Source organism: Streptomyces sp. NPDC002676, assembly GCF_053592455.1.
Genome location: NZ_JBSFVT010000008.1, coordinates 15,659 through 40,450 on the forward strand (window position 1 = coordinate 15,659; position 24,792 = coordinate 40,450).

The 24,792-nt window shown below is 70.1% G+C and carries 24 protein-coding genes; 12 read left to right on the forward strand and 12 right to left on the reverse strand.

Annotated elements, in window-relative coordinates; all coding sequences use genetic code 11:
• The first annotated feature begins 74 nt into the window (after positions 1 to 74).
• From ACWD3E_RS22870 to ACWD3E_RS22880, 3 genes are all read left to right on the forward strand, one after another.
• A complete protein-coding gene (locus tag ACWD3E_RS22870; protein ID WP_451389395.1) occupies positions 75 to 1,472 on the forward strand; it encodes a class II fumarate hydratase in 1,398 nt (465 codons plus the stop codon).
• A 288-nt stretch (positions 1,473 to 1,760) separates the two neighbouring features.
• The gene (fomD, locus tag ACWD3E_RS22875) at positions 1,761 to 2,450 is read left to right on the forward strand and encodes a cytidylyl-2-hydroxypropylphosphonate hydrolase (RefSeq protein ID WP_451389396.1); all 690 of its coding nucleotides are present in this window, start codon (positions 1,761 to 1,763) and stop codon (positions 2,448 to 2,450) included.
• A gap of 295 nt (positions 2,451 to 2,745) precedes the next feature.
• The gene (locus tag ACWD3E_RS22880) at positions 2,746 to 4,851 is read left to right on the forward strand and encodes a SpoIIE family protein phosphatase (RefSeq protein WP_451389397.1); all 2,106 of its coding nucleotides are present in this window, start codon (positions 2,746 to 2,748) and stop codon (positions 4,849 to 4,851) included.
• 72 nt (positions 4,852 to 4,923) lie between these two features.
• On the opposite strand, the gene ACWD3E_RS22885 is transcribed toward ACWD3E_RS22880, so the two are convergent.
• Positions 4,924 to 7,278 (reverse strand): transglycosylase domain-containing protein, encoded by a 2,355-nt coding sequence (locus tag ACWD3E_RS22885; protein ID WP_451389398.1) that lies wholly within the window; start codon positions 7,276 to 7,278, stop codon positions 4,924 to 4,926.
• Between the two features lie 216 nt (positions 7,279 to 7,494).
• On the opposite strand from ACWD3E_RS22885, the gene ACWD3E_RS22890 reads away from it, so the two are divergent.
• The 5 genes from ACWD3E_RS22890 (at position 7,495) to ACWD3E_RS22910 (ending at position 12,318) form a co-directional block, all read left to right on the forward strand.
• A complete protein-coding gene (locus ACWD3E_RS22890; RefSeq protein WP_451389399.1) occupies positions 7,495 to 8,433 on the forward strand; it encodes an SPFH domain-containing protein in 939 nt (312 codons plus the stop codon).
• Positions 8,430 to 8,666 carry a hypothetical protein gene (locus tag ACWD3E_RS22895; protein ID WP_451389400.1) on the forward strand — a complete coding sequence of 79 codons (237 nt, stop codon included), beginning with the start codon at positions 8,430 to 8,432 and terminating at the stop codon, positions 8,664 to 8,666. Before ACWD3E_RS22890 ends, ACWD3E_RS22895 begins: the two co-directional genes overlap by 4 nt.
• A gap of 93 nt (positions 8,667 to 8,759) precedes the next feature.
• Positions 8,760 to 9,284 carry a PadR family transcriptional regulator gene (locus tag ACWD3E_RS22900; RefSeq protein ID WP_451389401.1) on the forward strand — a complete coding sequence of 175 codons (525 nt, stop codon included), beginning with the start codon at positions 8,760 to 8,762 and terminating at the stop codon, positions 9,282 to 9,284.
• Entirely contained in the window at positions 9,281 to 9,970 is a 690-nt protein-coding gene (locus ACWD3E_RS22905) for an ABC transporter ATP-binding protein (RefSeq protein WP_451389402.1), read from the forward strand. The genes ACWD3E_RS22900 and ACWD3E_RS22905 overlap by 4 nt, the downstream gene beginning before the upstream one ends.
• The gene (locus ACWD3E_RS22910) at positions 9,967 to 12,318 is read left to right on the forward strand and encodes an ABC transporter permease (RefSeq protein WP_451389403.1); all 2,352 of its coding nucleotides are present in this window, start codon (positions 9,967 to 9,969) and stop codon (positions 12,316 to 12,318) included. The genes ACWD3E_RS22905 and ACWD3E_RS22910 overlap by 4 nt, the downstream gene beginning before the upstream one ends.
• A 20-nt stretch (positions 12,319 to 12,338) precedes the next feature.
• Here the strand turns inward: ACWD3E_RS22910 and ACWD3E_RS22915 are convergent, their stop codons facing one another.
• Positions 12,339 to 13,292: a LysR substrate-binding domain-containing protein gene (locus tag ACWD3E_RS22915; RefSeq protein WP_451389404.1), complete on the reverse strand. Its 954-nt coding sequence runs from the start codon at positions 13,290 to 13,292 to the stop codon at positions 12,339 to 12,341.
• A 133-nt stretch (positions 13,293 to 13,425) separates the two neighbouring features.
• Between ACWD3E_RS22915 and ACWD3E_RS22920 the strand changes: the two genes are divergently transcribed.
• Positions 13,426 to 13,980: a peroxiredoxin gene (locus ACWD3E_RS22920; protein WP_451389405.1), complete on the forward strand. Its 555-nt coding sequence runs from the start codon at positions 13,426 to 13,428 to the stop codon at positions 13,978 to 13,980.
• Positions 13,981 to 13,985: 5 nt separating this feature from the next.
• Positions 13,986 to 14,519 (forward strand): alkyl hydroperoxide reductase, encoded by a 534-nt coding sequence (locus ACWD3E_RS22925; RefSeq protein WP_451389406.1) that lies wholly within the window; start codon positions 13,986 to 13,988, stop codon positions 14,517 to 14,519.
• A gap of 26 nt (positions 14,520 to 14,545) precedes the next feature.
• Here the strand turns inward: ACWD3E_RS22925 and ACWD3E_RS22930 are convergent, their stop codons facing one another.
• From ACWD3E_RS22930 to ACWD3E_RS22950, 5 genes are all read right to left on the reverse strand, one after another.
• A complete protein-coding gene (locus tag ACWD3E_RS22930) occupies positions 14,546 to 16,000 on the reverse strand; it encodes an AI-2E family transporter (protein ID WP_451389407.1) in 1,455 nt (484 codons plus the stop codon).
• Between the two features lie 150 nt (positions 16,001 to 16,150).
• Positions 16,151 to 16,852, reverse strand: coding sequence for an aggregation-promoting factor C-terminal-like domain-containing protein (locus ACWD3E_RS22935; protein WP_451389408.1), 702 nt, complete (start codon positions 16,850 to 16,852; stop codon positions 16,151 to 16,153).
• A 399-nt stretch (positions 16,853 to 17,251) separates the two neighbouring features.
• Positions 17,252 to 18,577 carry a PhoH family protein gene (locus ACWD3E_RS22940; protein ID WP_451389409.1) on the reverse strand — a complete coding sequence of 442 codons (1,326 nt, stop codon included), beginning with the start codon at positions 18,575 to 18,577 and terminating at the stop codon, positions 17,252 to 17,254.
• Positions 18,578 to 18,975: 398 nt separating this feature from the next.
• Positions 18,976 to 19,749, reverse strand: coding sequence for an isoprenyl transferase (locus ACWD3E_RS22945; protein ID WP_451389410.1), 774 nt, complete (start codon positions 19,747 to 19,749; stop codon positions 18,976 to 18,978).
• A 632-nt stretch (positions 19,750 to 20,381) separates the two neighbouring features.
• Positions 20,382 to 21,167, reverse strand: coding sequence for a methyltransferase domain-containing protein (locus ACWD3E_RS22950; protein ID WP_451389411.1), 786 nt, complete (start codon positions 21,165 to 21,167; stop codon positions 20,382 to 20,384).
• Positions 21,168 to 21,219: 52 nt separating this feature from the next.
• Between ACWD3E_RS22950 and ACWD3E_RS22955 the strand changes: the two genes are divergently transcribed.
• Positions 21,220 to 21,741 (forward strand): DinB family protein, encoded by a 522-nt coding sequence (locus ACWD3E_RS22955; protein ID WP_451389412.1) that lies wholly within the window; start codon positions 21,220 to 21,222, stop codon positions 21,739 to 21,741.
• Positions 21,742 to 21,760: 19 nt separating this feature from the next.
• Here the strand turns inward: ACWD3E_RS22955 and ACWD3E_RS22960 are convergent, their stop codons facing one another.
• Entirely contained in the window at positions 21,761 to 22,231 is a 471-nt protein-coding gene (locus ACWD3E_RS22960; protein WP_451389413.1) for a GNAT family N-acetyltransferase, read from the reverse strand.
• Positions 22,232 to 22,350: 119 nt separating this feature from the next.
• Here ACWD3E_RS22960 and ACWD3E_RS22965 point away from each other — a divergent pair, with 119 nt between their 5' ends.
• Entirely contained in the window at positions 22,351 to 22,719 is a 369-nt protein-coding gene (locus ACWD3E_RS22965) for a DUF192 domain-containing protein (RefSeq protein ID WP_451389414.1), read from the forward strand.
• Positions 22,720 to 22,725: 6 nt separating this feature from the next.
• Here the strand turns inward: ACWD3E_RS22965 and ACWD3E_RS22970 are convergent, their stop codons facing one another.
• The 4 genes from ACWD3E_RS22970 to ACWD3E_RS22985 are packed head-to-tail and all read right to left on the reverse strand — an operon-like array spanning position 22,726 to position 24,756.
• A complete protein-coding gene (locus tag ACWD3E_RS22970; protein ID WP_451389415.1) occupies positions 22,726 to 23,352 on the reverse strand; it encodes an OmpA family protein in 627 nt (208 codons plus the stop codon).
• Positions 23,353 to 23,359: 7 nt separating this feature from the next.
• Positions 23,360 to 23,938 carry a hypothetical protein gene (locus tag ACWD3E_RS22975; protein WP_451389416.1) on the reverse strand — a complete coding sequence of 193 codons (579 nt, stop codon included), beginning with the start codon at positions 23,936 to 23,938 and terminating at the stop codon, positions 23,360 to 23,362.
• 33 nt (positions 23,939 to 23,971) lie between these two features.
• The gene (locus tag ACWD3E_RS22980) at positions 23,972 to 24,562 is read right to left on the reverse strand and encodes a pilus assembly protein TadG-related protein (RefSeq protein WP_451389674.1); all 591 of its coding nucleotides are present in this window, start codon (positions 24,560 to 24,562) and stop codon (positions 23,972 to 23,974) included.
• On the reverse strand, positions 24,559 to 24,756 hold the full coding sequence (locus ACWD3E_RS22985; RefSeq protein WP_451389417.1) for a Flp family type IVb pilin: 198 nt from the start codon (positions 24,754 to 24,756) through the stop codon (positions 24,559 to 24,561). Before ACWD3E_RS22985 ends, ACWD3E_RS22980 begins: the two co-directional genes overlap by 4 nt.
• Positions 24,757 to 24,792 lie beyond the last annotated feature (36 nt).

Genomic DNA, 24,792 nt, shown 5'->3' on the forward strand with positions numbered 1-24,792 from the left:
GTATTTACTGGTGGGTAGGCCGCTTTGGGAATACGCGCGACATGACAAGTGCTCACCTTTTCGGAGGTACGACGATGACGACCGAAGATCCGCAGTACCGCATCGAGCACGACTCCATGGGCGAGGTCCGGGTCCCCGCCCATGCCAAATGGCGCGCGCAGACACAGCGCGCCGTCGAGAACTTCCCCGTCTCCGGGCAGCGGATCGAGCGGGCGCACATCGAGGCGCTGGCGCAGATCAAGGCGGCGGCGGCGAAGGTGAACGCCGAACTGGGCGTGCTGGACAAGGAGGTCGCCGAGGCGATCCAGGAGGCGGCCGGCGAGGTGGCCGAGGGGAAGTGGGACGAGCACTTCCCGGTGGACGTGTTCCAGACGGGCTCCGGGACCTCCTCCAACATGAACGCCAACGAGGTCGTCGCCACGCTGGCGAGCGAGCGGCTCGGGCGGGACGTGCATCCGAACGACCATGTCAACGCCTCGCAGTCGTCCAACGACGTCTTCCCGTCGTCCATCCACATCGCGGCCACCGCCGCGGTCACCAACGACCTGATCCCGGCGCTGGAGCACCTCGCCGCCTCGCTCGCCCGCAAGTCCGAGGAGTTCGCGGACGTCGTGAAGTCGGGGCGGACGCACCTGATGGACGCGACGCCCGTGACGCTCGGGCAGGAGTTCGGCGGGTACGCCGCCCAGGTGCGGTACGGGGTCGAGCGGCTGCGCGCCTCGCTGCCCCGGCTGGCCGAGCTGCCGCTGGGCGGGACCGCGGTCGGGACCGGGATCAACACCCCGCCCGGGTTCTCCGCCGCCGTGATCGCAGAAGTGGCCCGGACCACCGGGCTGCCGCTCACCGAGGCCCGCGACCATTTCGAGGCGCAGGGCGCCCGGGACGGGATCGTGGAGACCAGCGGGCAGCTGCGGACCATCGCGGTAGGGCTGACGAAGATCGCCAACGATCTGCGCTGGATGGCGTCCGGACCGCGCACCGGGCTCGCCGAGATCCGGCTGCCCGACCTCCAGCCGGGGTCCTCGATCATGCCCGGGAAGGTCAACCCGGTGATCCCCGAGGCGGTACTCATGGTCGCGGCCCAGGTCATCGGCAACGACGCGACCATCGCGACGGCCGGGGCCGCCGGGAACTTCGAGCTGAACGTGATGCTCCCGGTCATCGCCAAGAACGTGCTGGAGTCCATCCGGCTGCTGGCAGGCGTCTCCCGGCTGCTGGCCGACCGCACGGTCGACGGCATCACCGCGGACCGCGAACGCGCCCGCGAGTACGCCGAGTCGTCACCCTCCGTGGTCACCCCCCTGAACAAGTACATCGGCTACGAGGAGGCCGCGAAGGTCGCCAAGAAGTCGCTCGCCGAACGCAAGACGATCCGCCAAGTCGTGCTGGAGAGCGGCTATGTGGAGCGCGGCGATCTCACCCTGGAGCAGCTCGACAAGGCCCTGGACGTCCTGCGGATGACCCGCCCCTAGGTCCTGTCGTCAAATTCCCGTCGTCCGCCCGGAGGGCGGGCCCGGCGGCGTCTGGTGCGTGCGATCGCAAGGCGCCGGAGCGCCCTCGTGGCGGAGTCACGTGGGCGCTCCGGCAACGCGGCGAGCGTGCGTGCCAGGCGTCGCCGGGCAGGCGGGAATTTGACGACAGGGCCTAGGTCCTGTCGTCAACGCGCCGGCAACCGCCCGTGATCGCCTGCGAGAAGTGGCGCGGCTTCAACCGTGACCCGCGCCGCAGCGTCCTATGCCCACGGCACCTAATATCTGTCCATGGCGGACGACGGAGCGGTGAGTCGAGTGGGAGCGGGAGCTGCGCGGTACTGGACGCCCGGGACGCAGATCCTGTGGCGCTACCGCGAGAACGCCGGGGAGCACGTCCACATCGCCCGGCCCGTCACGGTCGTACGCGACGACGCGGAACTGCTCGCGGTGTGGATGGCGCCGGGCACGGAGTGCGTGAAGCCGGTGCTGGCCGACGGCACCCCCGTGCATCTGGAGCCGCTCGAGTCCCGCTACACCAAGCCTCGCGCCGTGCAGCGCGACCGCTGGTTCGGCACGGGTGTGCTGAAGCTGGCCCAGCCCGGCCTGCCCTGGTCGGTGTGGCTGTTCTGGGATCCGGGCTGGCGGTTCAAGAACTGGTACGTCAACCTCGAACGCCCGTTGGCCCGTTGGGCGGGCGGGGTGGACTCCGAGGACTACTTCCTGGACATCACCGTCCACCCGGACCGCAGTTGGCACTGGCGGGACGAGGACGAGTTCGCGCAGGCCCAGCGGGACGGGCTGATGGACGCCGAGACCGCCGAACTCGTACGGGCATCCGGACACTCCGCGGTGGAGGTGATCCGCGCCTGGGGCGCGCCGTTCTCGGACGGCTGGCAGCACTGGCGTCCGGATCCGTCCTGGACGGTACCGTCACTCCCCGATGACTGGGACCGTACTCGCGCGTACGTGTCCTCATGAGACCCTTGATGCGCCCCCGGGCAAGAAACGTAGGATCATCCTCCGCAAGGGGCCGCAACAGCAACTCCCGGAACACCAGCCGGGCCTGACCATACGTCACCGAGGGGCATCAGGACGTGAGCGAGGGGTACGAGGGCATTACGACCGCGAGCCGCACAGGGTTCGCCGGTGGCACAGGCACAACCTCTGACCACGCGGGAATTCCGTTCCTGGGGCACGTATTCCGGGTATCGGCATTTCGGCGGGACCAACTGCGCGCCAGGCCTTTGGCCCCCGACGGATGGATGCGACACCCGTGACGGAGCAGCCGACCTCCTACGAGCGCCCGCAGCCGGGCCTCGACCCCGCGGAGGGCCGCGGGGCGCTTCTGCGTACCCCGGCGCCGCCCGGCAGCCCCGCCTTACCGGCGCAGGCCCGCTCCGAGGGACCGCCGTCCGGGCCGGGCACCACCACACCCTGCGCCAAGGGGGACAAGGGGAACAAGGCGAACCAGGGGAAGGAGCCCGCAGTCAACGGCCCCGAGCACTCGCAGCCCGCCGCCGCCGAGCCCGGCACCCACCGGCCGCGCCCCGCGCCGGAGGGCATTCCGCCGCAGCCCGGCGCCGAGCAGGAGCGGGCGCCGGGCGGCCAGGAGCGCCGTACCGGGCGCGGTGTGCCCGCGGGACGGCCGATGCCGATGCGGCGCGACGGGGACCGGCTCAGGTTCGTGGGCGCGGCGACCCGCCGGATCGCCCGCGGCATCGACCTGGACGAGATCGTGATGGGGCTGTGCCGGGCCACCGTGCCGACGTTCTCGGACGCGATCCTGGTCTATCTGCGCGACCCGCTGCCCGTCGGTGACGAGCGGCCCACCGGCCCGGTGGTGCTGCGGCTGCGCCGCACCGACCGGATACCGGAGGAGCGGGACACCGACGGCGGTTTCCTGCTGCCGCCGGTGCCCGAGCCGGCCGAGGCCTCGCCGCTGGCGGAGCTGTCGACGCTGACCGCCGAGCTGTGCGAGGTGCGGCCGGGCGGCGCCCTGAACGAGGTGCTGCGCGGAGTGCGGCCGGTGTTCGCGGACGCGCCCGCCGCCCGTGCCGCGCTGCCCGAACTGCTCGGCGAGGGCGGCGAGGCGGTCGTACCGGAAGGGCAGCACGCGATCCTCGCGCCGCTGCGCGGCCGGCGCCGGGTGATCGGCGCGGCGGTGTTCCTGCGCCGCCCGGAGCGGCTCGCGTTCGAGGCGGACGACCTGCTGGTCGCCGCCCAGCTGGCCACGCACAGCGCGCTCGGCATCGACAAGGCGGTGCTGTACGGCCGCGAGGCCTACATCGCCGACGAGCTGCAGCGCACCATGCTGCCCGAGACCCTGCCCCGCCCGACCGGCGTCCGGCTGGCCTCCCGTTATCTGCCCGCCGCGGAGACCGCGCGGGTCGGCGGCGACTGGTACGACGCGATCCCGCTGCCGGGCAGCCGGGTCGCGCTGGTCGTCGGCGACGTCATGGGGCACTCCATGACCTCGGCGGCGATCATGGGCCAGCTGCGCACGACCGCGCAGACCCTGGCCGGGCTCGACCTGCCCCCGCAGGAGGTGCTGCACCACCTGGACGAGCAGGCGCAGCGCCTGGGCACCGACCGCATGGCGACCTGCCTGTACGCGGTCTACGACCCGGTCACGCACCGCATCACCATCGCCAACGCCGGCCATCCGCCGCCGGTCCTGCTGCACCTGGGCGGCCGGGCCGAGGTGCTGCGGGTGCCGCCGGGCGCGCCCATCGGGGTCGGCGGGGTCGACTTCGAGGCCGTGGAGCTGGACGCGCCCGCCGGGGCCACGCTGCTGCTCTACACCGACGGCCTGGTGGAGTCCCGGCTGCGGGACGTGTGGACGGGCATAGAGCAGCTGCGCGAAAAGCTCGCCGCGACGGCCCAGTTGACCGGCCCGGACCATCCGCCGCCGCTGGAAGCGCTGTGCGACGAGGTGCTGGACATGCTCGGCCCCGGTGACCGGGACGACGACATCGCGCTGCTCGCGGCCCGCTTCGACGGGATCGCGCCGAGCGATGTGTCGTACTGGACGCTGGAGCCGGACGATACGGCCCCCGGCCAAGCCCGCCGGCTGGCCCGGCGCGCGCTCGCCCGCTGGGACCTGGAGGACCTGACGGACTCGGTCGAGCTGCTGGTCAGCGAGGTCGTGACGAACGCCGTGCGGTACGCCTCGCGGCCCGTGACGCTGCGCCTGCTGCGCACGGACGTGCTGCGCTGCGAGGTCGGCGACGACGTGCCGCAGCTGCCCAGGCTGCGGCAGGCACGGGCCACGGACGAGGGCGGGCGCGGCCTGTACCTGGTCAACCGGCTGGCCCGGCGCTGGGGCGCGACCCGGCTGAGCACCGGCAAGGTGGTCTGGTTCGAGCTGAACCGGGCCTGAGCCCGGTCCTCCCCGTACGACAGCGCGAAGGGCGCCCGGTGTCCGCCGGGCGCCCTTCGCCGTGTCCGCCTGCTACTGCTGGTCGCCCCCGCCGGGGTCGAGCGGCTTCTCGGTGATGTCGCTCGTCGGCGGAGTGCTGAAGGTCGGCGTCTGGGTCGGGGTCTGGGTGGGCGTCCGGGTCGGGGTGTGACTCGGCGTCTCGGTCGGCGGCTCGGAGGTCGGCTTCTTCGACGTCGGCGGTTCGCTGGTCGGCGTCTTCGACGGGGTCTGGGACGGCGTGTCGCTCCACCTCACCGTCGGAGTCGGCTCGACGGCCGCGCCCTGGGTGGTGTTCAGGTCGAAGGTGGACTTGTGGGTCACGCCGAAGGTGTACGCGGCCCAGATCTCGGCCGGAGGGCCACCGCCGTTGACCCGGCCGGGCGGCGGGATCTGGCCCGTGGCGCCCTGCAGGCTCACATGGCGGCCGGACCCCTTCTGCTCGCCGAACAGGCCCACCGAGGTGACCAGGTCGGGCGTGTAGCCGGTGAACCAGGCGGACCTGTCCTCGTCGGAGGTACCGGTCTTGCCGGCCACCTGCTGCCCGTCGCGCAGCTGGTTCTTCGCCACCGATCCGTTCGCCGTACCGTCGTCGACCACGCCGGTCAGCACGGAGGTCACGGAGTCGGCGGCGGTCCGGCTGATGACGCTGCCGCCGACAGGGTTCGGCATCTCGACCGAACGGCCCTTCTGCTCCGCCGACTTGACGATGCTCGGGGTCACCTTCTGGCCGTGGTTGTCGAGCGTGGCGTAGATGCCCGCCATCTCCAGCGGGCTCGCGCCCATCGAGCCGAGCGTCTGGGCGGGCACGGCCTGCATGCCCGTGGTGTCCATGCCCAGCTTGTTCGCGGTGCTCATGACCTTGTCCATGCCCACGTCGACGCCCATCTGCGCGAAGACGGAGTTGACGGACAGGTTCATGGCCTGCTGGACGGTGATCGGGCCGTAGCTCCGGTGGTCCTCGTTCGGCGGGCCGAAGCCGACCTTGCCACCGTGGTCGACGGCCTGGCGCCCGCTGGTGCCGTCGTAGATCGTGTCGGCGTTGATCGGCTTGCCGTTCTGCGTGGTGGCGTTCTGCTCCAGCGCGGCGGCGAGGATGACCGGCTTGAAGGTGGAGGCGGGCTGGTAGTCCCGGCGGGTGGCGTTGTTGTAGAAGTGCTTGAGGTAGTTCTGGCCGCCGTACATCGCGACGATCTTGCCCGTCTTCGGGTCCACCGAGACGGCGCCGGCCTGGACGTTGGCGTCGACCTTGCGCTGCTTCGGTTCCAGCTTGCTGGTCAGCTGGTCCCTGACCGCCTGTTCCAGCGCAGCCTGCTTCTTCTTGTCGATGTTGAGGGTGATGGTCCAGCCGCGCTTGACCACCTGCTGTGCGGCATCCGTGCGGCTGATGCCCTCCTGCTTCATCAGCTGGTCCTCGAGCTGCTGGTTGGCGAGCTCGACCAGATAGCCCTTCTGTCCTTCCTCGCCGGGCGCGCCCTTGGGCTGCTTCGGGAACGGGAACTTCATGCCCTGCCGCTGGGCCGGGTCCAGCCAGTGCTTTTCGACCATGTTGTTCAGGACGTAGTTCCAGCGTTCCCGAACCAACCTCTTGCCCACGGGACTCGCGGTCGCCCAGTCGTACTGGTTCGGCGCCTGGAGCAGCGCGGCGAGGTAGGCACCCTGCGCGACGCTGAGGTCCTGGGCGTCGACCTGGTAGTAGGCCTGGGCGGCGGCCTGGATGCCGTAGGCGTTGCGGCCGTAGTAGCTGGTGTTGATGTAGCCCGCGAGGATCTCGTCCTTGGTCTTCTTCTGGTCGACCTTCAAGGAGATGACCATCTCCTTGAGCTTGCGGGTGACGGTCTGATCCTGGTTCAGGTAGTAGTTCTTGACGTACTGCTGAGTGATCGTCGAGCCGCCCTGGGTGCCGCGGCCGGTCACCGTGTTGAACAGACCGCGGGCGAGGCCGCGCAGGTCGAGGCCGGAGTCCGAGTAGAAGCTCTTGTTCTCGGCGGCGACGAAGGTGTGCTGCACCTCCTTGGGCACCTTGGCCAGGTCCACGCTCTCGCGGTTGGTCTCGCCGACCCGGGCGAGGAGCGTGCCGTCGCTGTACTTGTAGATGTTGCTCTCCTGCTTGGCGAGCGCGTTGCCCTCAGGGACATCGACGTACAAGTACAGGGCGGCGAAACCGCCGATGCCGAGCAGGCAGAAGCCGAAGAAGGTGCCGAGGATCTTCTTCCAGGTGAAGAGCCGGCGTATTCGGCCCTTGGGCGGCTTGGCGGCCGGGCCGGCGCCGCTCGCGGTGGCGGTCGCGGGTGCGCCCGCGGGTGCGCTTGCGGGGGTGGAACGGCGGCGCTTGGGCGCCGCGCGGCGGCCACCGCGCTGTCGCGCTCGTCTCTCTTCCGCTCGTCCCATGGGTACCTACGCTCCGCTTCCTCATCGGGGTCAGCTCCGAAAGCTAACACCCGTCTCTATGACAAAGGCCCTGCGATCCGCACTTTTACGGACGTGACAATCAGCACCCGCCCCAAAGGAACCGACGGCTGTGGCTGCCCCGGGGTTGCCCGGAGCGTTAAAGTGATATCACTTAGATAGACCGAAGCTAGGGCTTACGAGAACGGGGGACCACCCATGTCCGCACACGCCCACGAGGCGGCCACCGCCGACGTACCCGACATGCCCGCACCACGCGTGAGGGAGTTCACCGCGCACAGCATCGGCGGCGGGCTCGCCCTGCTGCTCGGCCTGCTCGGACTCGGCGCCGCCGTCGCCCTGTTCGCGGCGGGCTCGGCGGTCTCCGCGCCCGGCGCCAAGGCCGGGCTGATCGTCGCCGGGGCCCTCGTCCTCCTCGCCGCCCTGACCGCGATGCGCGGCCTGAACACGGTCGCGCCGGGCGAGGCGCGGGTCGTCCAGCTCTTCGGCCGCTACCGGGGCACGATCCGCGAGGACGGCCTGCGCTGGGTCAACCCGTTCACCTCGCGGACCCGGATCTCCACCCGGGTGCGCAACCACGAGACCGCCGTCCTGAAGGTGAACGACGCCTACGGCAACCCGATCGAGCTGGCCGCGGTCGTGGTGTGGAAGGTGCAGGACACCGCCCAGGCCACCTTCGAGGTCGACGACTTCGCCGAGTTCGTCGCCACCCAGACCGAGACGGCGGTCCGGCACATCGCGATCGAGTACCCCTACGACGCCCACGACGAGGACGGCCTCTCGCTGCGCGGCAACGCCGAGGAGATCACCGAGAAGCTCGCGGTCGAACTCCAGGCGCGGGTGGAGGCGGCCGGAGTGCGGATCATCGAGTCGCGCTTCACGCATCTCGCGTACGCTCCGGAGATCGCCTCCGCGATGCTCCAGCGCCAGCAGGCCGGCGCGGTCGTGGCCGCGCGGCGGCAGATCGTGGACGGCGCGGTCGGCATGGTGGAGGCGGCGCTCTCCCGGATCGCCGAGCAGGGCATCGTGGACCTGGACGAGGAGCGGAAGGCGGCGATGGTGTCCAACCTGATGGTGGTGCTGTGCGGCGACCGGGCACCCCAGCCGGTACTCAACGCGGGGACCCTCTACCAGTGACGGACCCGGCGGAGCAGACTCCGCGGCGCCGGCCGCAGCAGCGCAAGCAGGTGCTGCTGCGGCTCGACCCGTCGGTGTACGAGGCGCTGGCCCGCTGGGCCGGGGACGAGCTGCGCTCGGCCAACGCGCAGATCGAGTTCCTGCTGCGCAGGGCCCTGGCGGACGCCGGGCGCCTGCCGCGGGACGCCGGACCGCTGCCACGCAGGGGCCGGCCGCCTGTCGCAGAACCGTGACAATGGCCCCTCACCTGCACTGAAACCCTCCAGGCCGTGATCTACACACTGCGCGTATACACACGACGTATACACCATGTGTAGAGTGCGGCCATGTCCATCGGTCACACCCTCCTAGGGCTCCTGGAGTCCGGCCCGCGTCACGGCTACGACCTGAAGCGGGCTTTCGACGAGAAGTTCGGTCACGACCGGCCGCTGCACTACGGCCAGGTCTACTCCACGATGTCCCGGCTGCTGAAGAACGGCCTCGTCGAGGTCGACGGGATCGAGGCGGGCGGCGGGCCGGAGCGCAAGCGGTACGCCATCACCGACGCCGGCATCACCGATGTCGAGCGCTGGCTCGGGACCCCGGAGAAGCCCGAGGAGTACCTCCAGTCGACCCTCTACACCAAGGTCGTCCTCGCGCTGCTCACCCACCGCAACGCGGCCGACATCCTCGACACCCAGCGCGCCGAGCACCTGCGCAGCATGCGGATCCTGACCGACCGCAAGCGCAAGGGGGACCTCGCGGACCAGCTGATCTGCGACCACGCCCTGTTCCACCTGGAGGCGGACCTGCGCTGGCTGGAGCTGACCGCCGCGCGCCTCGACAAGCTCCGTGCGGAGGTGGCCAAGTGACTCCCCCTCCCGGTTCCCTGCTCATCGCCCAGGACCTGCGCAAGGCCTACGGGCCGACCGTCGCGCTCGACGGCGCCGGGTTCTCCATCCACCCCGGCGAGGTCGTCGCCATCATGGGCCCCTCCGGCTCCGGCAAGTCGACGCTGCTGCACTGCCTCGCGGGGATCGTGCCGCCGGACTCGGGCTCGATCACGTACAACGGGCAGGAACTCGTGACGATGAGCGACGCCCAGCGCAGTGCGCTCCGGCGGTCCGAGTTCGGCTTCGTCTTCCAGTTCGGGCAGCTCGTACCGGAGCTGACCTGCGTGGAGAACGTGGCACTGCCGCTCAGACTGAACGGCACCTCCCGCAAGGCGGCCGAGAAGGCGGCCCTGGGCTGGATGGAGCGCCTCGAGGTCGACGACCTCAAGGGCAAGCGGCCCGGCGAGGTCTCCGGCGGCCAGGGACAGCGGGTCGCGGTGGCACGCGCACTGGTCACCGGGCCCCGCGTGCTGTTCGCCGACGAGCCGACCGGCGCGCTGGACTCGCTCAACGGCGAGCGCGTGATGGAACTGCTCACCGACGCGGCCCGCTCGACCAACGCGGCCGTGGTGCTGGTCACGCACGAGGCGCGGGTGGCCGCCTACTCCGACCGCGAGATCGTTGTACGCGACGGGAAGTCCCGGGACATGGAGCGCGCCATATGAACGCCCGGCAGTGGACCAGGGATCTGAGCATGGGGGCCCGGTTCGCGTTCGCCGGCGGGCGCGAGGGCTGGGTCCGGGTGCTGCTGACGGCGGTCGGTGTCGGGCTCGGCGTCGCGCTGCTGCTGCTGACGACCGCCATTCCGAACGCCCTCGCGGTACGGCACCAGCGCGACGAGGCCCGCCTGGACTACACGTACGACCAGAAGCACAGGCCGAAGGCCGCCAACACCCTGGTGATCTCGGACGCCGACACGAACTACCACGGCTCCGACATCCGCGGCCGTCTGGTCGAGCCCGAGGGGCCGCGTGCGCCGCTCGCACCGGGCCTGGCCAAGTACCCGGCGCCGGGCGACATGGTGGTCTCCCCGGCGCTGAAGCGGCTGCTCGACTCCACCGACGGGAAGCTGCTGCGCGAGCGGCTGCCGTACCGGGTGGTCGGGACCATCGGCGAGCAGGGGCTCATCGGCTCGCACGAACTCGCCTACTACGCCGGCGCGAAGAACCTGGCACCGCGCATCAACGGCTGGCAGACTGCCCGGATCAGCGCGTTCGGGAATCCGCACCCGAGTCCGCCCGACAGGACGGACCCCGTGCTGATCCTGCTGGTGCTGGTCGTGTTCGTGGTGCTGCTGATGCCGGTCGCCGTGTTCATCGCCGCGGCCGTACGGTTCGGCGGCGAGCGGCGCGACCGCAGGCTGGCCGCGCTGCGGCTGGTCGGCTCCGACAGCCGGATGACCCGGCGGATCGCCGCGGGCGAGGCGCTCGCGGGATCCCTGGTCGGGCTGGTCTTCGGCACTGTCTTCTTCCTGCTGGGCCGTCATCTCGCCGGTTCGGTCGAGATCCTGGACATCAGCGTGTTCCCCAGCTATCTCAACCCGACGCCCGCCCTGGCCCTGCTGGTCGCCGTCGCCGTCCCGGCGGCAGCGGTGCTGGTCACCCTGTTCGCGATGCGCGGGGTGGTCATCGAGCCGCTGGGTGTGGTCCGCGCGGCCAGGCCCTCGCGGCGCCGGCTGTGGTGGCGGCTGCTGCTGCCGCTGGGCGGCCTCGCGATGCTCGCCCCGATGCTCGGCCAGGGCCGGTCGAACGGCGATTTCAACCAGTACCTGGTGATCGGCGGCGTCCTGCTGCTGCTCGTCGGCGTGACCGCGCTGCTGCCATGGGTCGTCGAGGCCGTGGTCGCCCGGCTCGGCGCGGGCCATGTCGGCTGGCAACTGGCGGTACGGCGGCTGCAGTTGAACAGCGGTTCGGCGGCCCGCATGGTGAACGGCATCGCCGTCGCGGTGGCCGGGGCGATCGCCCTGCAGATGCTGTTCTCGGGCGTCGAGAGCGACTACACCAAGGCCACCGGCCAGAACGTCGAGCGGACGCAGATGGAGGTCCAGATATCGCGGGACGGCGCCTTCTTCTCGGTCGCCGACAAGTTCTCCGCCACCAAGGGCGTACGGAAGGCCACCGCGCTCGCTGTCCTCGACGTGGCCAACCGGAGCTGGAACAACGACGACGGGCCGATCACCTCGACGAGCGTGACCGTCGGCGACTGCGCCGCGCTGCGCGAGGTGGCACGGCTGACGTCCTGCCACGACGGGGACATCTTCGTGGCGCGGGGCGGGGACAAGGAGATGGACGCCGACGTGGCGAAGCTCGCCAAGCCGGGCCGCAAGCTCTACTTCGACACGGGCAACGGCTTCTACAAGGGCCGGGATTTCGTCTGGTCCGTGCCTGGCGGCCTGAAGCAGGTGCGCTCGATCGAAGGCCCGAACAGATACAGGGACAGCGGCTTCCTGATGACCCCCTCCGCCGTGCCGCACCGGATGGCCGGGCTGGCAAGAGGTCAGGTGTACCTGTCGCTCGACGAGTCGGTGCCGGACGTGCACGAGTACGTCCGCAACACGGCGGCCCACGTCGACCCACTGGCGAGCACGATCGTGTGGGCGTCCAGCGAGAAGTCCACGAAGTTCACCTCCATCCGGACCGGCCTGCTCGTCGGTGCCACCTGTGTGCTGGCGCTGATCGGCGCGAGCCTGCTGGTCTCCCAGCTGGAGCAGCTGCGCGAGCGGCGCAAGTTGCTGTCGGCGCTGGTGGCCTTCGGTACCAAGCGCCGCACGCTGGGCCTGTCGGTGCTGTGGCAGACGGCGGTCCCGATCGCCCTCGGTCTGCTGCTGGCCTCGGTGGTGGGCCTGACGCTGGGCGCGGTCCTGCTGAAGATGACGGCGACACCGGTAACCGTGGACTGGTCGAGCGTGCTGTCGCTGACCGGCATCGGCGCGGTGGTGGTCCTCGCGGTGACCCTGCTGAGCCTGCCGCCGCTGCTGCGCCTGATGCGCCCGGACGGGCTGCGGACGGAGTAGCCCGTCCTTACCGAATCCGGCTAGGCCCGCTCGTCCAACACCCGTACCGGCAGCAGGCGCATGGCCTCGCGGAGGGCTGATGCCAGTTCCTGGTACTCGGCGCCGCGGGCCGCGCCGGTGCGCATGGCGAGGGCGATACGGCGGCTCGGGGCCGGGTCGGCGAAGTAGCCGGTGAGCAGCTGGTTGCTGCGGGTCGTCTCGACCCGCAGCGCGGTGCGCGGCAGCAGTGTGCAGCCGAGGCCGCCGGCGACCAGCTGGACGAGCGTGGACAGACCCGCCGCGGTCGTGGTCACCGGATTGTCCTCGCGGCCGGCCTCCCGGCAGATGTCGAGGGCCTGGTCGCGCAGGCAGTGGCCCTCGTCCAGCAGGAGCAGGTTGAGTTCCTTCAGCGCCTCGCGCGGGATGCCCTCCCGGCCGCCGAGCCAGTGGTCGAGCGGGGTGACGAGCACGAAGTCCTCGTCGAAGAGCGGGAGTTCGACCACTCCGGGGATGCCGAGGGGGACGGCGAGGAGCAGCAGGTCCAGGCGGCCGGTGTTCAGCCCGTCGAGGAGGCTCGCGGTCTGCTCCTCGTGCACCTGGAGGTCGAGGTCCGGGTAGCGCTCGTGCACCAGCCGCAGCACGGTGGGCAGCAGATACGGCGCGACGGTCGGGATGACCCCGAGCCGCAGCACCCCGGTGAAGGGCGCCCGGACCGCCTCGGCCTCCTCCATGAGCGCCCCGACCTCCGCCAGCACCGCCTTCGCCCGTACGGCGAGACGCTCGCCGGCGGGCGAGAGCAGTACCTTGCGGGTCGTACGCTCGAGGAGGGTGACTCCGAGGGTCTCCTCCAGCGCCGAGACGGCGCCGGACAGCGCGGGCTGGCTCATCCCGATGGCCGCCGCGGCGTCCCGGAAGTGCAGATGCTCGGCCACGGCGGCGAAGGCACGCAGCTGCGCGAGGGTCGGCTGCCTCCGCTTGCCGTTACTACTGGTCACTGATAGCTCCCTCCGATCAACATGACCGAGTGTAGCTATTTCCCTAATCAATGCCGCCTGTGCCACCATCGTCGGCGTCCAACCCAAGGGAAACGCCCTCAAAAGGGGTGCTCCCTCGCTGCAAGGAGAGCGTGTGCTCACTGTCGGTGACAAGTTCCCCGAGTTCGAACTGACCGCCTGCGTCTCGCTGGAGAAGGGCAAGGAGTTCGACACGATCAACCACAAGACCTACGAGGGCAAGTGGAAGATCATCTTTGCGTGGCCCAAGGACTTCACCTTCGTGTGCCCGACCGAGATCGCCGCGTTCGGCAAGCTGAACGACGAGTTCGCCGACCGTGACGCCCAGGTCCTCGGCTTCTCCGGTGACTCCGAGTTCGTCCACCACGCCTGGCGCAAGGACCACGACGACCTGCGTGACCTGCCCTTCCCGATGATGGCCGACTCCAAGCACGAGCTGATGGGCGACCTCGGCATCGAGGGCGAGGACGGCTTCGCCAAGCGCGCCGTCTTCATCGTCGACCAGAACAACGAGATCCAGTTCGCCATGGTGACCGCCGGCTCCGTCGGCCGTAACCCCAAGGAGGTCCTGCGGGTCCTGGACGCCCTCCAGACGGACGAGCTGTGCCCGTGCAACTGGAGCAAGGGCGACGAGACCCTCGACCCGGTCGCGCTGCTGGCTGGTGAGTGACCCCCATGTCGCTCGACTCCCTGAAGTCCCGCGTCCCTGACTACGCCAAGGACCTGAAGCTCAACCTGGGCTCGGTCATCGGCAACTCGGAGCTGCCCGCGCAGCAGCTGTGGGGCACGGTGCTGGCGACCGCCATCGCCTCCCGTTCTCCGATCGTGCTGCGCGAGCTGGAGCCGGAGGCGAAGGCGAACCTCTCGCCGGAGGCGTACAACGCGGCCAAGTCGGCGGCCGCCATCATGGCGATGAACAACGTCTTCTACCGCACCCGGCACCTGCTGTCCGACCACGAGTACGGCACCCTGCGCGCGGGTCTGCGGATGAACGTCATCGGCAACCCGGGCGTGGACAAGGTCGACTTCGAACTGTGGTCGTTCGCGGTGTCCGCCATCAACGGCTGCGGCATGTGCCTGGACTCGCACGAGCAGGTGCTGCGCAAGGCCGGTGTCGACCGCGAGGTGGTCCAGGAGGCGTTCAAGATCGCTTCCGTGGTCCAGGCGGTCGGCGTCACCCTTGACGCCGAGGCGGTGCTGGCCGAGTAGTCCGGCCGCGCTCTACGGAACCCCGCTCACCCTTCGTGGGCGGGGTTCTCGGCGTTTTCGCCCTGGACCGCCGCGGGGGCCGACTTCTGCCGGACCTCCTCCGCATACTGCTTGAGGTACCCCACCACCGTGTTCGTCACCGCCACCAGCGGTACGGCCACCACCGCGCCGCCGATGCCGGCCACCAGACCGCCGGCCGCCACCGTGAGGACCACCGCGAGCGGGTGGACGCGGACCGCGCGGCCCAGGATGAACGGCTGCAGGATGTGGCCCTCGATCTGCTGGACCGCAAGCACCACGGCGAGGGTCATGACGGCCGTGAAGACGCCCTGGGTCACCAGCGCCACGATCACCGCAAGCGCGCCGGAGGCGACCGCGCCCACGAGCGGGATGAAGGAGAACAGGAAGATGAAGACGGCCAGCGGCACGGCCATCGGGACGTCGAGGAAGTAGATGCCGATGCCGATGAAGATCGCGTCGATCAGGGCGACGAGGACCGTGCCGCGGACGTAGGCGGTCAGCGTGCGCCAGGCGCGCGGGCCGGCGCCGGCGATGGCGGGGCGGGCGGCGGCGGGCACCAGCTTCAGGAACCACTGCCAGATGCGCGCGCCGTCGTAGAGCAGGAACAGCGTCGAGAAGAACACCAGCAGGATGCTGGTGAGCGTCTCGATGATGACCTGAACGCCCTCCAGCCCGGCGGAGGTTATCTGGTCGGCGTTGGCCCCGATCGCCTCGCGGAGGTTCTTGGCGATCTGGTTGATCTGCTTGTCGGTGACGTGGAAGGGGCTCCTCAGCAGCCAGTCGCGCAGATCGTCGATGCCGCTCTGGATCTGGCTGGAGAGGCTGTCGATGTTCTCCATGACCTGCCAGGTCACGAACCAGCCCATCAGCCCGATGATGGCGAAGCCGCCGATGGCCGTGAGCGCGGTGGCCAGGCCGCGCGGCACGCCGAGGCGGCAGAGCCGGTCGACCGTCGGCTGGAGCAGCGCGGTGATGAGCAGGGCGATGACGAAGGCGAAGACGACCAGTTGGACGGAGCTGATGACCCGCATCAGCACCCATACGGTGCCGGCGAGCACGAGCAGCCGCCAGCCCGCCTCGGCGGCGACCCGGACACCCCAGGGCACGGCCTGCGCGGGGTCGGGACGCGGGCCGGCCGACGCCGGGGCTGGGGCTGGGGACGGGGCCGGAGGAGCGGGCGGCGCTACGACACTCGGCTCCGGGTCGGTGACACGGGAGTCGGCGACGCGGGTGTCGGCCTCGGCGGTGCCGGAGTCGGCCGTGCCGGCAGTGCCGGAGTCGACGGTGCCGGAGTCGGCGACGCGGGCGTCGGCACCACGGGTCTCGGCGACAGCGGAACCGACAGCAACCGGCTCGGGCGCGTGATCCTGCTCCACCTCCGCGCGGCGCTCGTCCAGGCGCTCACTCATCTCCGTGAGACCGGCGCCGAGCCGGCCGAGCCACCCTGGCACTCGCGACATCATCCGCCCTCTTCCCCCGCGTCCCCGGGTGATCGCCACCACTCCCCCCTGGAGTCGTTCGCATACGACCGTACAGGGCGAAAGCCCCTCCCCTAAGGACGGGGAGGGGCTGCGCAAGGTTGAGCCGGAACCAGCCGGACCGGGGCGGGCCTAGTACCAGTGGTTGGCCTGCCAGAACGACCAGGCCTGGCACGGGCTGTGGTACCGGTCGTTCATGTAGTTGAGGCCCCACTTGATCTGGGTGGCCGGGTTGGTCCGCCAGTCGGCACCGGCCGAGGCGTACTTGCCGGCGGGCAGGGCCTGGAAGAGGCCGTAGGCACCGGAGCCGGCGTTGACCGCGCGGTAGTTCCAGCTGGACTCGTGGTCCACGATGTTGCTGAAGCAGGAGTACTGCCCCGCGCCCACCATCTGACGGGCCATCGCCTGGATCTGCGCGACGGTGTAGCTGCTCTGGGTGGGGAAGCTGGAGGAGTCGCGAACGGTGTCACGGCTCGCCGCGGCCTTCGCCTCGATGCGCTCCTTGGCCGCCTTGGCCGCAGCCTGCTCCGCAGCCGCCTTCTTCGCGATCGCGGTCTCCGCGGCGGCCTTGCGGGCCGCTTCCTCGGCGCCCTTCTTGGCGCTCGCGTCCGCGGCGATGGCCTGTGCGTCGGCCTGCTGCGTCAGGGAAGCGCTCTGCACCTGCGCCTGCTCACCCGCGGGGATGTCCGCCAGGAGCGCAGTGTCGGCTGCCGTCGCCTCGGCGTCGTTGTTGGGCTGTGCGGTGCTGCCCGAGGCAACGCCGACGACACTTCCAACAGCGGTGACCGCGGTGGCCGAGGCCACTGCGAATCCCCGGACCGAAATCCGGCTCACACGGTTTCCTTCCAGCATCGCCCGCTTCGGTGACCCTGGCGGACGCAATCGTGCCCCTGGCACTGGCCTCCCAACTGCAGGGTCACGGGAGGCACGGGCCCGGTGGGCAACTCCCCCGAAGGGAGCGCCGCGTGAAGCTCGGGCGGCATACGACGAACGCTATGGAGTTGATGCTGCTTCTGTTGTGCGGTACCGCTGGGGGTACAGCTGTGTCGTATGCGGGGCCTGACAGGAGTGAGACTCTGCCGCACCCAGACGCCGCGTGGCAATTCTGCGTTGCGTGTGAAAGCTCACATCCCGTTTGGCCCTGGGGGTTTCCGGAAAGCTCCACGCGCGAGGGCGCCGCCCGGCTAGGCTCTTGGCCTTTGCCGGACGGCGCCAACGCGTGTCAGACGAACGTCAGATGTGCCCGTCCTCCAGCATTTCGGTCACAAGCGCTGCAATCTGGGACCTCTCGGACCGCGTCAGCGTGACGTGCGCGAACAGCGGGTGTCCCTTCAGCTTCTCCACGACGGCGACCACACCGTCGTAACGGCCTACGCGCAGATTGTCCCTTTGCGCCACATCATGCGTAAGAACCACCCGTGAATTGGCGCCGATTCGGGACAGAACGGTCAGCAGGACGTTCCGTTCGAGCGACTGCGCCTCGTCCACGATCACGAACGCGTCGTGCAGGGACCGGCCGCGGATGTGGGTGAGTGGCAGCACCTCCAGCATCCCGCGCGCGGTGACCTCCTCGATGACCTCGCGGCTGGTGACCGAGGACAGCGTGTCGAAGACCGCCTGCGCCCACGGGCTCATCTTCTCGGCCTCGGTGCCCGGCAGGTACCCCAGTTCCTGCCCGCCGACCGCGTACAGCGGCCGGAAGACCATGACCTTCTGGTGCTGACGGCGCTCCAGGACGGCCTCCAGGCCCGCGCACAGCGCGAGCGCCGACTTGCCGGTGCCGGCCCGGCCGCCCATCGAGACGATCCCGACGTCCGGGTCGAGCAGCAGGTCGAGCGCGATGCGCTGCTCGGCGCTGCGGCCCTTGATGCCGAACGCCTCCCGGTCGCCGCGCACCAGGCGGACGTTGCCCTCGGCGCTGACCCGGCCGAGCGCCTTGCCGCGCTCGGACTGGATGGTCAGGCCAGTGTGCACGGGGAGGTCGGAGGCCTCCGGGACGTACACGTGTCCTTCCTCGAAGAGGATGTCCACCTGCTCGCCGGGCAGGGTCAGTTCGGACATTCCGGTCCAGCCGGAGTTCTCCGTGATGGCGAGTTCGGCCCGGTACTCCTCGGCGAGGAGACCCACGGACGACGCCTTGATCCTGAGCGGCAGATCCTTCGAGACGACGGTGACGTCGTACCCCTCGGCCTGCAGGTTGCGGGCCACGGCGAGGATGCGGGAGTCGTTGTCCCCCAGGCGGTAGCCGGTCGGCAGCACGCTGGGGTCCGAGTGGTTCAGCTCGACACGGATCGTCCCGCCGAGTTCCCCGATCGGGATCGGGGCATCGAGACGGCCGTTCTTCACCCGGTAGTCGTCGAGCAGGCGCAGCGCCTGGCGGGCGAAGTAACCGAGTTCGGGATGGTGCCGCTTGGCCTCCAGCTCAGTGACCACGACGATGGGGAGCACGACCTCGTGCTCGTCGAAGCGGGTCAGGGCGTTCGGGTCGGCCAGCAGGACGCTGGTGTCGAGAACATACGTGCGCCGGTCTGGCTTGTGGCGCTTTGTGCTGGTCACCACGGAAGGACGTACCCCCTCGGATGAGGTCGGGGAGCGACGAGGTGGAAGCTGGGCCGGGAGGAGGGAGCATGCATGCCGATGCCTGGCCCCCGCGTACGGAGGGCCGGGTACCGGCCCTCCGTGGCTGCTTCCGTGCAGTGGCCGCACGGGTCGGGCTGTTGCAAAAGGGCCTCCCGGGCGGACGGCCCCGAGCCGCCCGCTGAGATACGACGCCCGGGGTTCGGGTGTCGACCTGCTTGGCTTATGCCCTCGAACAAGCGCTGCCATGCAAATGCGGCTGAGAGCGGCCTGGTGAACTCCTTGTTACTTCCGCACCAACCGGGGTATAGGGAACGCCCCGCCGCCAAGACGGCGAGCGGGGCGTGCGGTTCGGCTCCGGCGGGGCGGACTCTTCGGCCTCAGCCGCCGTAGCGGCGGTGACGTGCGGCGTAGTCGCGCAGGGCGCGCAGGAAGTCGACCTTGCGGAAGGCGGGCCAGAAGACCTCGCAGAAGTAGTACTCGGAGTGTGCCGTCTGCCAGAGCATGAATCCGGACAGCCGCTGCTCGCCGCTGGTGCGGATCACCAGGTCCGGGTCGGGCTGGTCGCTGGTGTAGAGGTGACGGCCGATCATGTCGATGTCGACGGACTCGGCGAGGTCCTCCATCGACACGCCCCGGTCCTGGGCGTCGAGGAGCATGGAGCGCACGGCGTCGGCGATCTCCTGACGTCCGCCGTAGCCGATGGCCACGTTGACGAGTATCCCGTCGCGGTGCGAGGTGGCTGCCTCGGCCTCCTTCAGGGTGCGCTGCAGCCCGCCCGGCAGCAGGTCGAGCGCGCCGACGTGGTGCACGCGCCAGCGGCCGTCGGCGGCGAGGGTGCGCACGGTGTCCTCGATGATGCCGAGCAGGGGGCGCAGCTCCGCCTCCGGCCGATCGAAGTTGTCCGTGGACAGCAGCCACAGGGTGACGACCTCGACGCCGGCCTCGGTGCACCAGCCGAGGAACTCCTCGATCTTGTCGGCACCGGCCTGGTGCCCGCGGACGGTGCTGGAGCCGGCAGCCTTCGCCCAGCGGCGGTTGCCGTCCATGATGACGCCGATGTGCTTGGGCACCTGAGCGTGGTCGAGGTGGCCTTCCACCCGGCGCGCGTAGAGCCTGACGAGCAGGCCGCGCAGGTTGTCACGCAGGTTCACGGGACCTCCGGGGTTGTGCAGGTGTTGAAGCGTACCCCTGCCCGTCGGCTTGGCCCGGGCTCGGGGTTCGGGCCCCCTGCGTGGGGACGCCGGTCCCTCGCTGTGTGGTTCCCAAGAAAAACGGGCCGGTCCGTGGGGGGGAGACGGACCGGCCCGAGGGGGGGTTTCCACCATAACCCTTCGTAAGGGCTGATGGGTGCATCGGCGTGCCACAACTACTCTCCGCGCACACCTGGCGACGCCCCGGTGTGCAGGGAACACTCGATTCAGGGGTGTCTCACGGCAAATTCACAGCGGATTCCCAGGCAATCCGACCGGATAAGGATCGAACCAGAGGGTTTGGGCCGTCTTGATGACGCCTCGGCGAGTTGTCCGACCGTCCCCTGGACGGGCGAGTCGCGAGCGAACGTTGACTTGACGGTTCCGCTGAGCGGCCACGCGGAGATCATCCGGCATCACGGCACCGCGCAGCCCCCTCCGCTGCGCGACACCGCCCGCGCAGCTTTGCTGACGCGAATTACCTTGGTGTGAACCTATGTGACACGTGGGACGGATGTGAACTCTGCGCGATAACGATGCGGAAACCATGGGGGAACGCGAGATGAACGTGATCCCGAAATGCCCGATCTCCCTCAGTTCGCCGGCTTCCGGATGTCGAAGAGCTGCCGGGCGCTGTGCGCGACGAACGGTCCCTCCCTCTCGATCCGCTCGTGCAGCGAGCGGAGTTGGGGCTCGTACGCCTCCACGGTGAAGCCGGGGACCAGCCAGACCACCTTGCGCAGGAGATGGACGACGGCGGCGATGTCGCGGAACTCCATCCGCAGCCGCTCCGCCCGCAGCCCCACGACCTCCAGACCCGCCGCCTCCGCGTCCGCGCGCTCGCGCTCGGGGTCCCGGCCGCTGCGCACCGACTCGGGCTGCGGCCCGAGGAAGTACTCGATCAGCTCGAACACGCTGGCCGGCCCCACATGCTGGGCGAAGTACGTGCCGCCCGGCCGCAGCACGCGCGCGGTCTCCGCCCAGTCCGGACGCACCGGGTGCCGGCTGAGGACCAGGTCGAAGGCCTCGTCGGCGAACGGCAGCGGTACGTCGTCCGGGGCGCCGACGACCACGACTCCGCGCGGTCGCAGCAGGGCGGTGGCCTTGGCCAGGTTCGGCGGCCAGCCCTCCGTGGCCGCGACCAGCAGGGGCCGGGCCGGAGCGGCCGTGGCCAGGGCGAAGTCCAGTACCTCGCCGCCGCCGGTCTGGATGTCGAGCGCGGCCTCGGCTCCGGCCAGCCGCTCCCCCGCCGAGCGGGCGTACCCCCACGAGGGCCGCGCCTCGGTGGCCCGCCCCTCGAACCACGAGAAGTCCCACCCCTCGGTGGGCACGGCGGCCCCCTCCGCCACGAGGTCCTCAAAGGTACGGTTCCCTGCCATGAACCCCATGGTCGCAGGGGGTTGTCAGTGGGGCCTGCTAATTTCCGCGCGCATGACGAACTCCGAGACGAGCTCCGAGACGAACTCCGAAGAGAAGGACATCCTGCACGCGAGCCTGAACCGGCACCGGGACGCCGTGCTCTGGAAGCTGGAAGGGCTGGACGACGAGCAGCTGCGCCGCCCGATGACTCCGTCCGGGACGAGCCTGCTCGGCCTGGTCAAGCATCTGGCCTCGGTCGAGTACGGCTGGTTCGTGGAGACGTTCGGGGGCGAGCCGGAACCCCTGTGGTTCGACCCGTACAAGGGCGAGGACATGCAGGCGGCCCCCGACGAGACGACGGAGCAGATCGTCGCCTTCTACGCCCGCGCCCGCGCCGCCGCCGACCGCATGATCACCGAGCTGCCCCTGAACACGCAGGGCCGCCCCGCCTGGCTGGACGTCTCGGTCTCCCTGCGCCGGACCCTCGTCCACATGACCACGGAGACCGCCCGGCACGCCGGGCACATGGACATCCTGCGCGAGCTGATCGACGGGGCGACCGGGGACCGCCCCCGGGCCACGGGGACGGACTGACCAGGTCGCACGCGGCGTCTCAGCTGCTGGGCTCGCCCGGCGCCCCGAGGACGAGCAGAACGTGCTCGTCCTCCCCGTGCCGGACCGTGCCCGCGCGCTCGAAGCCGTGTCTCTCCAGGAGGCGGACCGAGGCGGTGTTGCCGGAGAAGGGGTCGGCGTACAGCGGCCGGGTGCGGTCTTCGTCGAGAAAGAGGGCGAGGGCCCGGGTGCCGATGCCGCCACCCCAGTACGGCCGGCCGAGCCAGTACCCGATGAACCGCCGCTCGTCCTCCGTCCAGGACACGACGTTCCCGGCGGTCTCCCCGTCCACGACGACCGTCCGCACGAGACAGTCGGGGTCCGGGAGCACCCGCTCGCGCCAGTGCCGGAGGAACGCCTCCCGTGGCCGGGGCGTGAATCTCGACCGCCGGACGGCTTCCGGGTCGTGCTCGAAGGCGAGGAACAGTTCGAGGTCGTCGTCGACCACGGCCCGCAGGCTCACGTCTGTCATACCGGTCACTCTGACAGGCACCACTGACAATGCCCTTCGGCGGACTTGGGCCCCTTCCCGGTGGGGAGGAAGGGAAGGGACAACTGGCTTCGGGCCACTGGTGTGCGGGAGGGGACGGCATGGGAAGACGCTGGCGGGACGGGCACGGCAGGCTGCTGGTCCCCGGGGACGAGGGCGGCCCGGCGCTCGTGCTCCCGCTGGAGATCGCGGCCTCCTACCGGGCCCGCACCAAGGGGCTGCTGGGCCGGGACTCGGTCGACGGGGCGATGCTGCTGTCACCCGCGAGCGGGGTGCACACCTTCGGCATGCGGATGCCCATCGACGTCGCCTACCTCGACCGCCGCCTGACCGTCGTCGCCGTACGCACCATGCGGCCGGGCCGGATGGGGCTGCCACGGCTGCGGGCGCGGCACGTGCTGGAGGCGGCGGCGGGGGCGATGGCGGGGTGGGGACTCGCGGCGGGGGTGCGGGTGTCCGTCGAGACGTGACCCCCGTCAGCCCTGGGTGCGCGGGAAGGAGACCTCGACCCGTCGGTTCTTCTTGCGGCCCTCCTCGGTGGAGTTGTCGGCGATCGGGTACTGCTCGCCGTAGCCGCGGACCTCGAAGGTGACGTCCGGGTCGTTCAGGTCCTGGTCCAGCACAGCCTGCACGGCGTTGGCGCGCTGCCTGGACAGGATGTCGCCGTGGGCGGCGGAGCCGAGGTCGTCGGTGAAGCCGAAGACTCGGACCTGGGTCGCGTTCTGCTTCTTGATCTCCTCGGCGATGGTGGCGATACGCGCCTTGGCCTCCGCACCGAGCTTGGCGCTGTCCTTCCCGAACAGCACCTCGGCCTGGAGCGCGAAGGTCACGTCGGCGTTGGTGTCCTCCCGGCGCTCGTCTCCGCTCTGGTCTTCGACGACCGACTTGATGTCCAGCACCTTGGGCTCGGCGAGGGTGGCGCCCTCGGGGAGCTTGAGATCCGGGTCGGTTGCGTCGACCTTCACGGGGGCGGTGGCGGAGGGTTCGGTGCCCGGGGGGTCGCTGGGGCCGGAGTCGGCGTGGGCGAGGGCGGCAGAACAGAGGTTCGCGGCCACCAGAAGCACGGCTGCGGTCAGGGCCAGGGGGAGGCGTGGTGTGGTCACGGGGGCCTCACCCGGAGATCTGGATGGTGGCGGCGGAGAAGGTCGGCAGTTGGAACTCCACCTGGGTGATGTTCGCCGGGGGTGCCGGGAACTGCATGAAGACCGCGAGGGTGTCACCGGCCTTGAGTGACGAGAAGCCAGTGGTGGTCAGCGGACGACCGTCCGTGTCGCGCAGGACGTAGTACCGCTTCTTGCCTTTGGGATCGACCAGGGTGGCGCCGCCCAGCGATGTGCCGTTCCTGATGATCTCGGTTTCGTTTCCGCTCAGCGCGGACGGGATGAGGACGCTCTTGGCCCCGTCGTTCTTCAGGGTGCCGTTCACCGTGACGAAGCCGCCCGAATCACGTTGCGCGGAGGTGATCTGGAGCAGCAGGCCGTCCGAGCCCTTCAGCTCGGCCAGGGGGGTATCCGACTGCCCTTCCTGAGTACTGGGGCTGGATCCACTGGCCCGGGAAGCGGACGCCGACTTGTCGGGCTTCTTGTCGCCGCCACTCCCGCCGCAGCCGGCCGCACCGAGCGCCAGCCCGGCAACGACCGTCAATGCGACCATCCCCCTGCTGGCCCTCGCGGTGAACCGAATGCTCATGACTCTGCTTCCTTCTTTGTTCGTGACTTGCTGTCACTTGGCCAGGTGGACATCGAAGAGATCTTCGGGCCGGGGAAGATGGGTGGGGTCATCCGGCTTCAGAACCCAGTCCTGGTGGTCCTTGCAGATGAGCTTCGGCAGTGCGTCGTCGCCCGCGTCCTCACCGGGCTTGCAGAGCGGTTGGATCACGGCACGGGCGGAAGCGTTCCCGTGGTACCGCTCGGAGCCGGGGACCACGGATTCTCCAACGTTCTTGATCGTCACGGCATGAACCACGTAGCTCAGGGGCGAATCGTGGTGGCAATACGCCGTCGCGCCGTTCTGCGCGCCAAACTGAGTGACACTCCGACTCCGGCACCAGTCGCTGCCCCCCTCGCCGTGGAAGATGGCCTGCCACTTGGTCGGGTCGAGTACGTCGTCCACCCACAGGGCCGCAAGTTGGTCCCGTGTCTTCTGGGCTGCCGCAAGCGCCGTCGCATCCGCCGCAGTCTGGGCACCGCTCCGACTGACCGCGGCCTGGCCGACGGCCAGGTAGGCCAACGCAAGGAAAAGCAGGCCCGCCACCACCGTGATGTAGATGGGGAAGGCCTGCCCTGCGTCGCGATACCGGCGCGGCTGAATCAGCTGCCGGTTACCTCTGAGATCTTCGTCCTGATCGCGTCGAAGATCGTCTGCCCGATGCTCGTACCCGTGATCGCCAGCACGATAGCCACGACCACGGCGATGATGCCGAGGTATTCCACCGCGGTCTGTCCACGGTCGTCGCGGGCGGCGCGGGCCTGCAAGTACGCCACGGTGGTGTGGAACCAGTTGCTCACGGTCTTCCCCTCCAGCTCGGCCTGCGATCCCGGAAC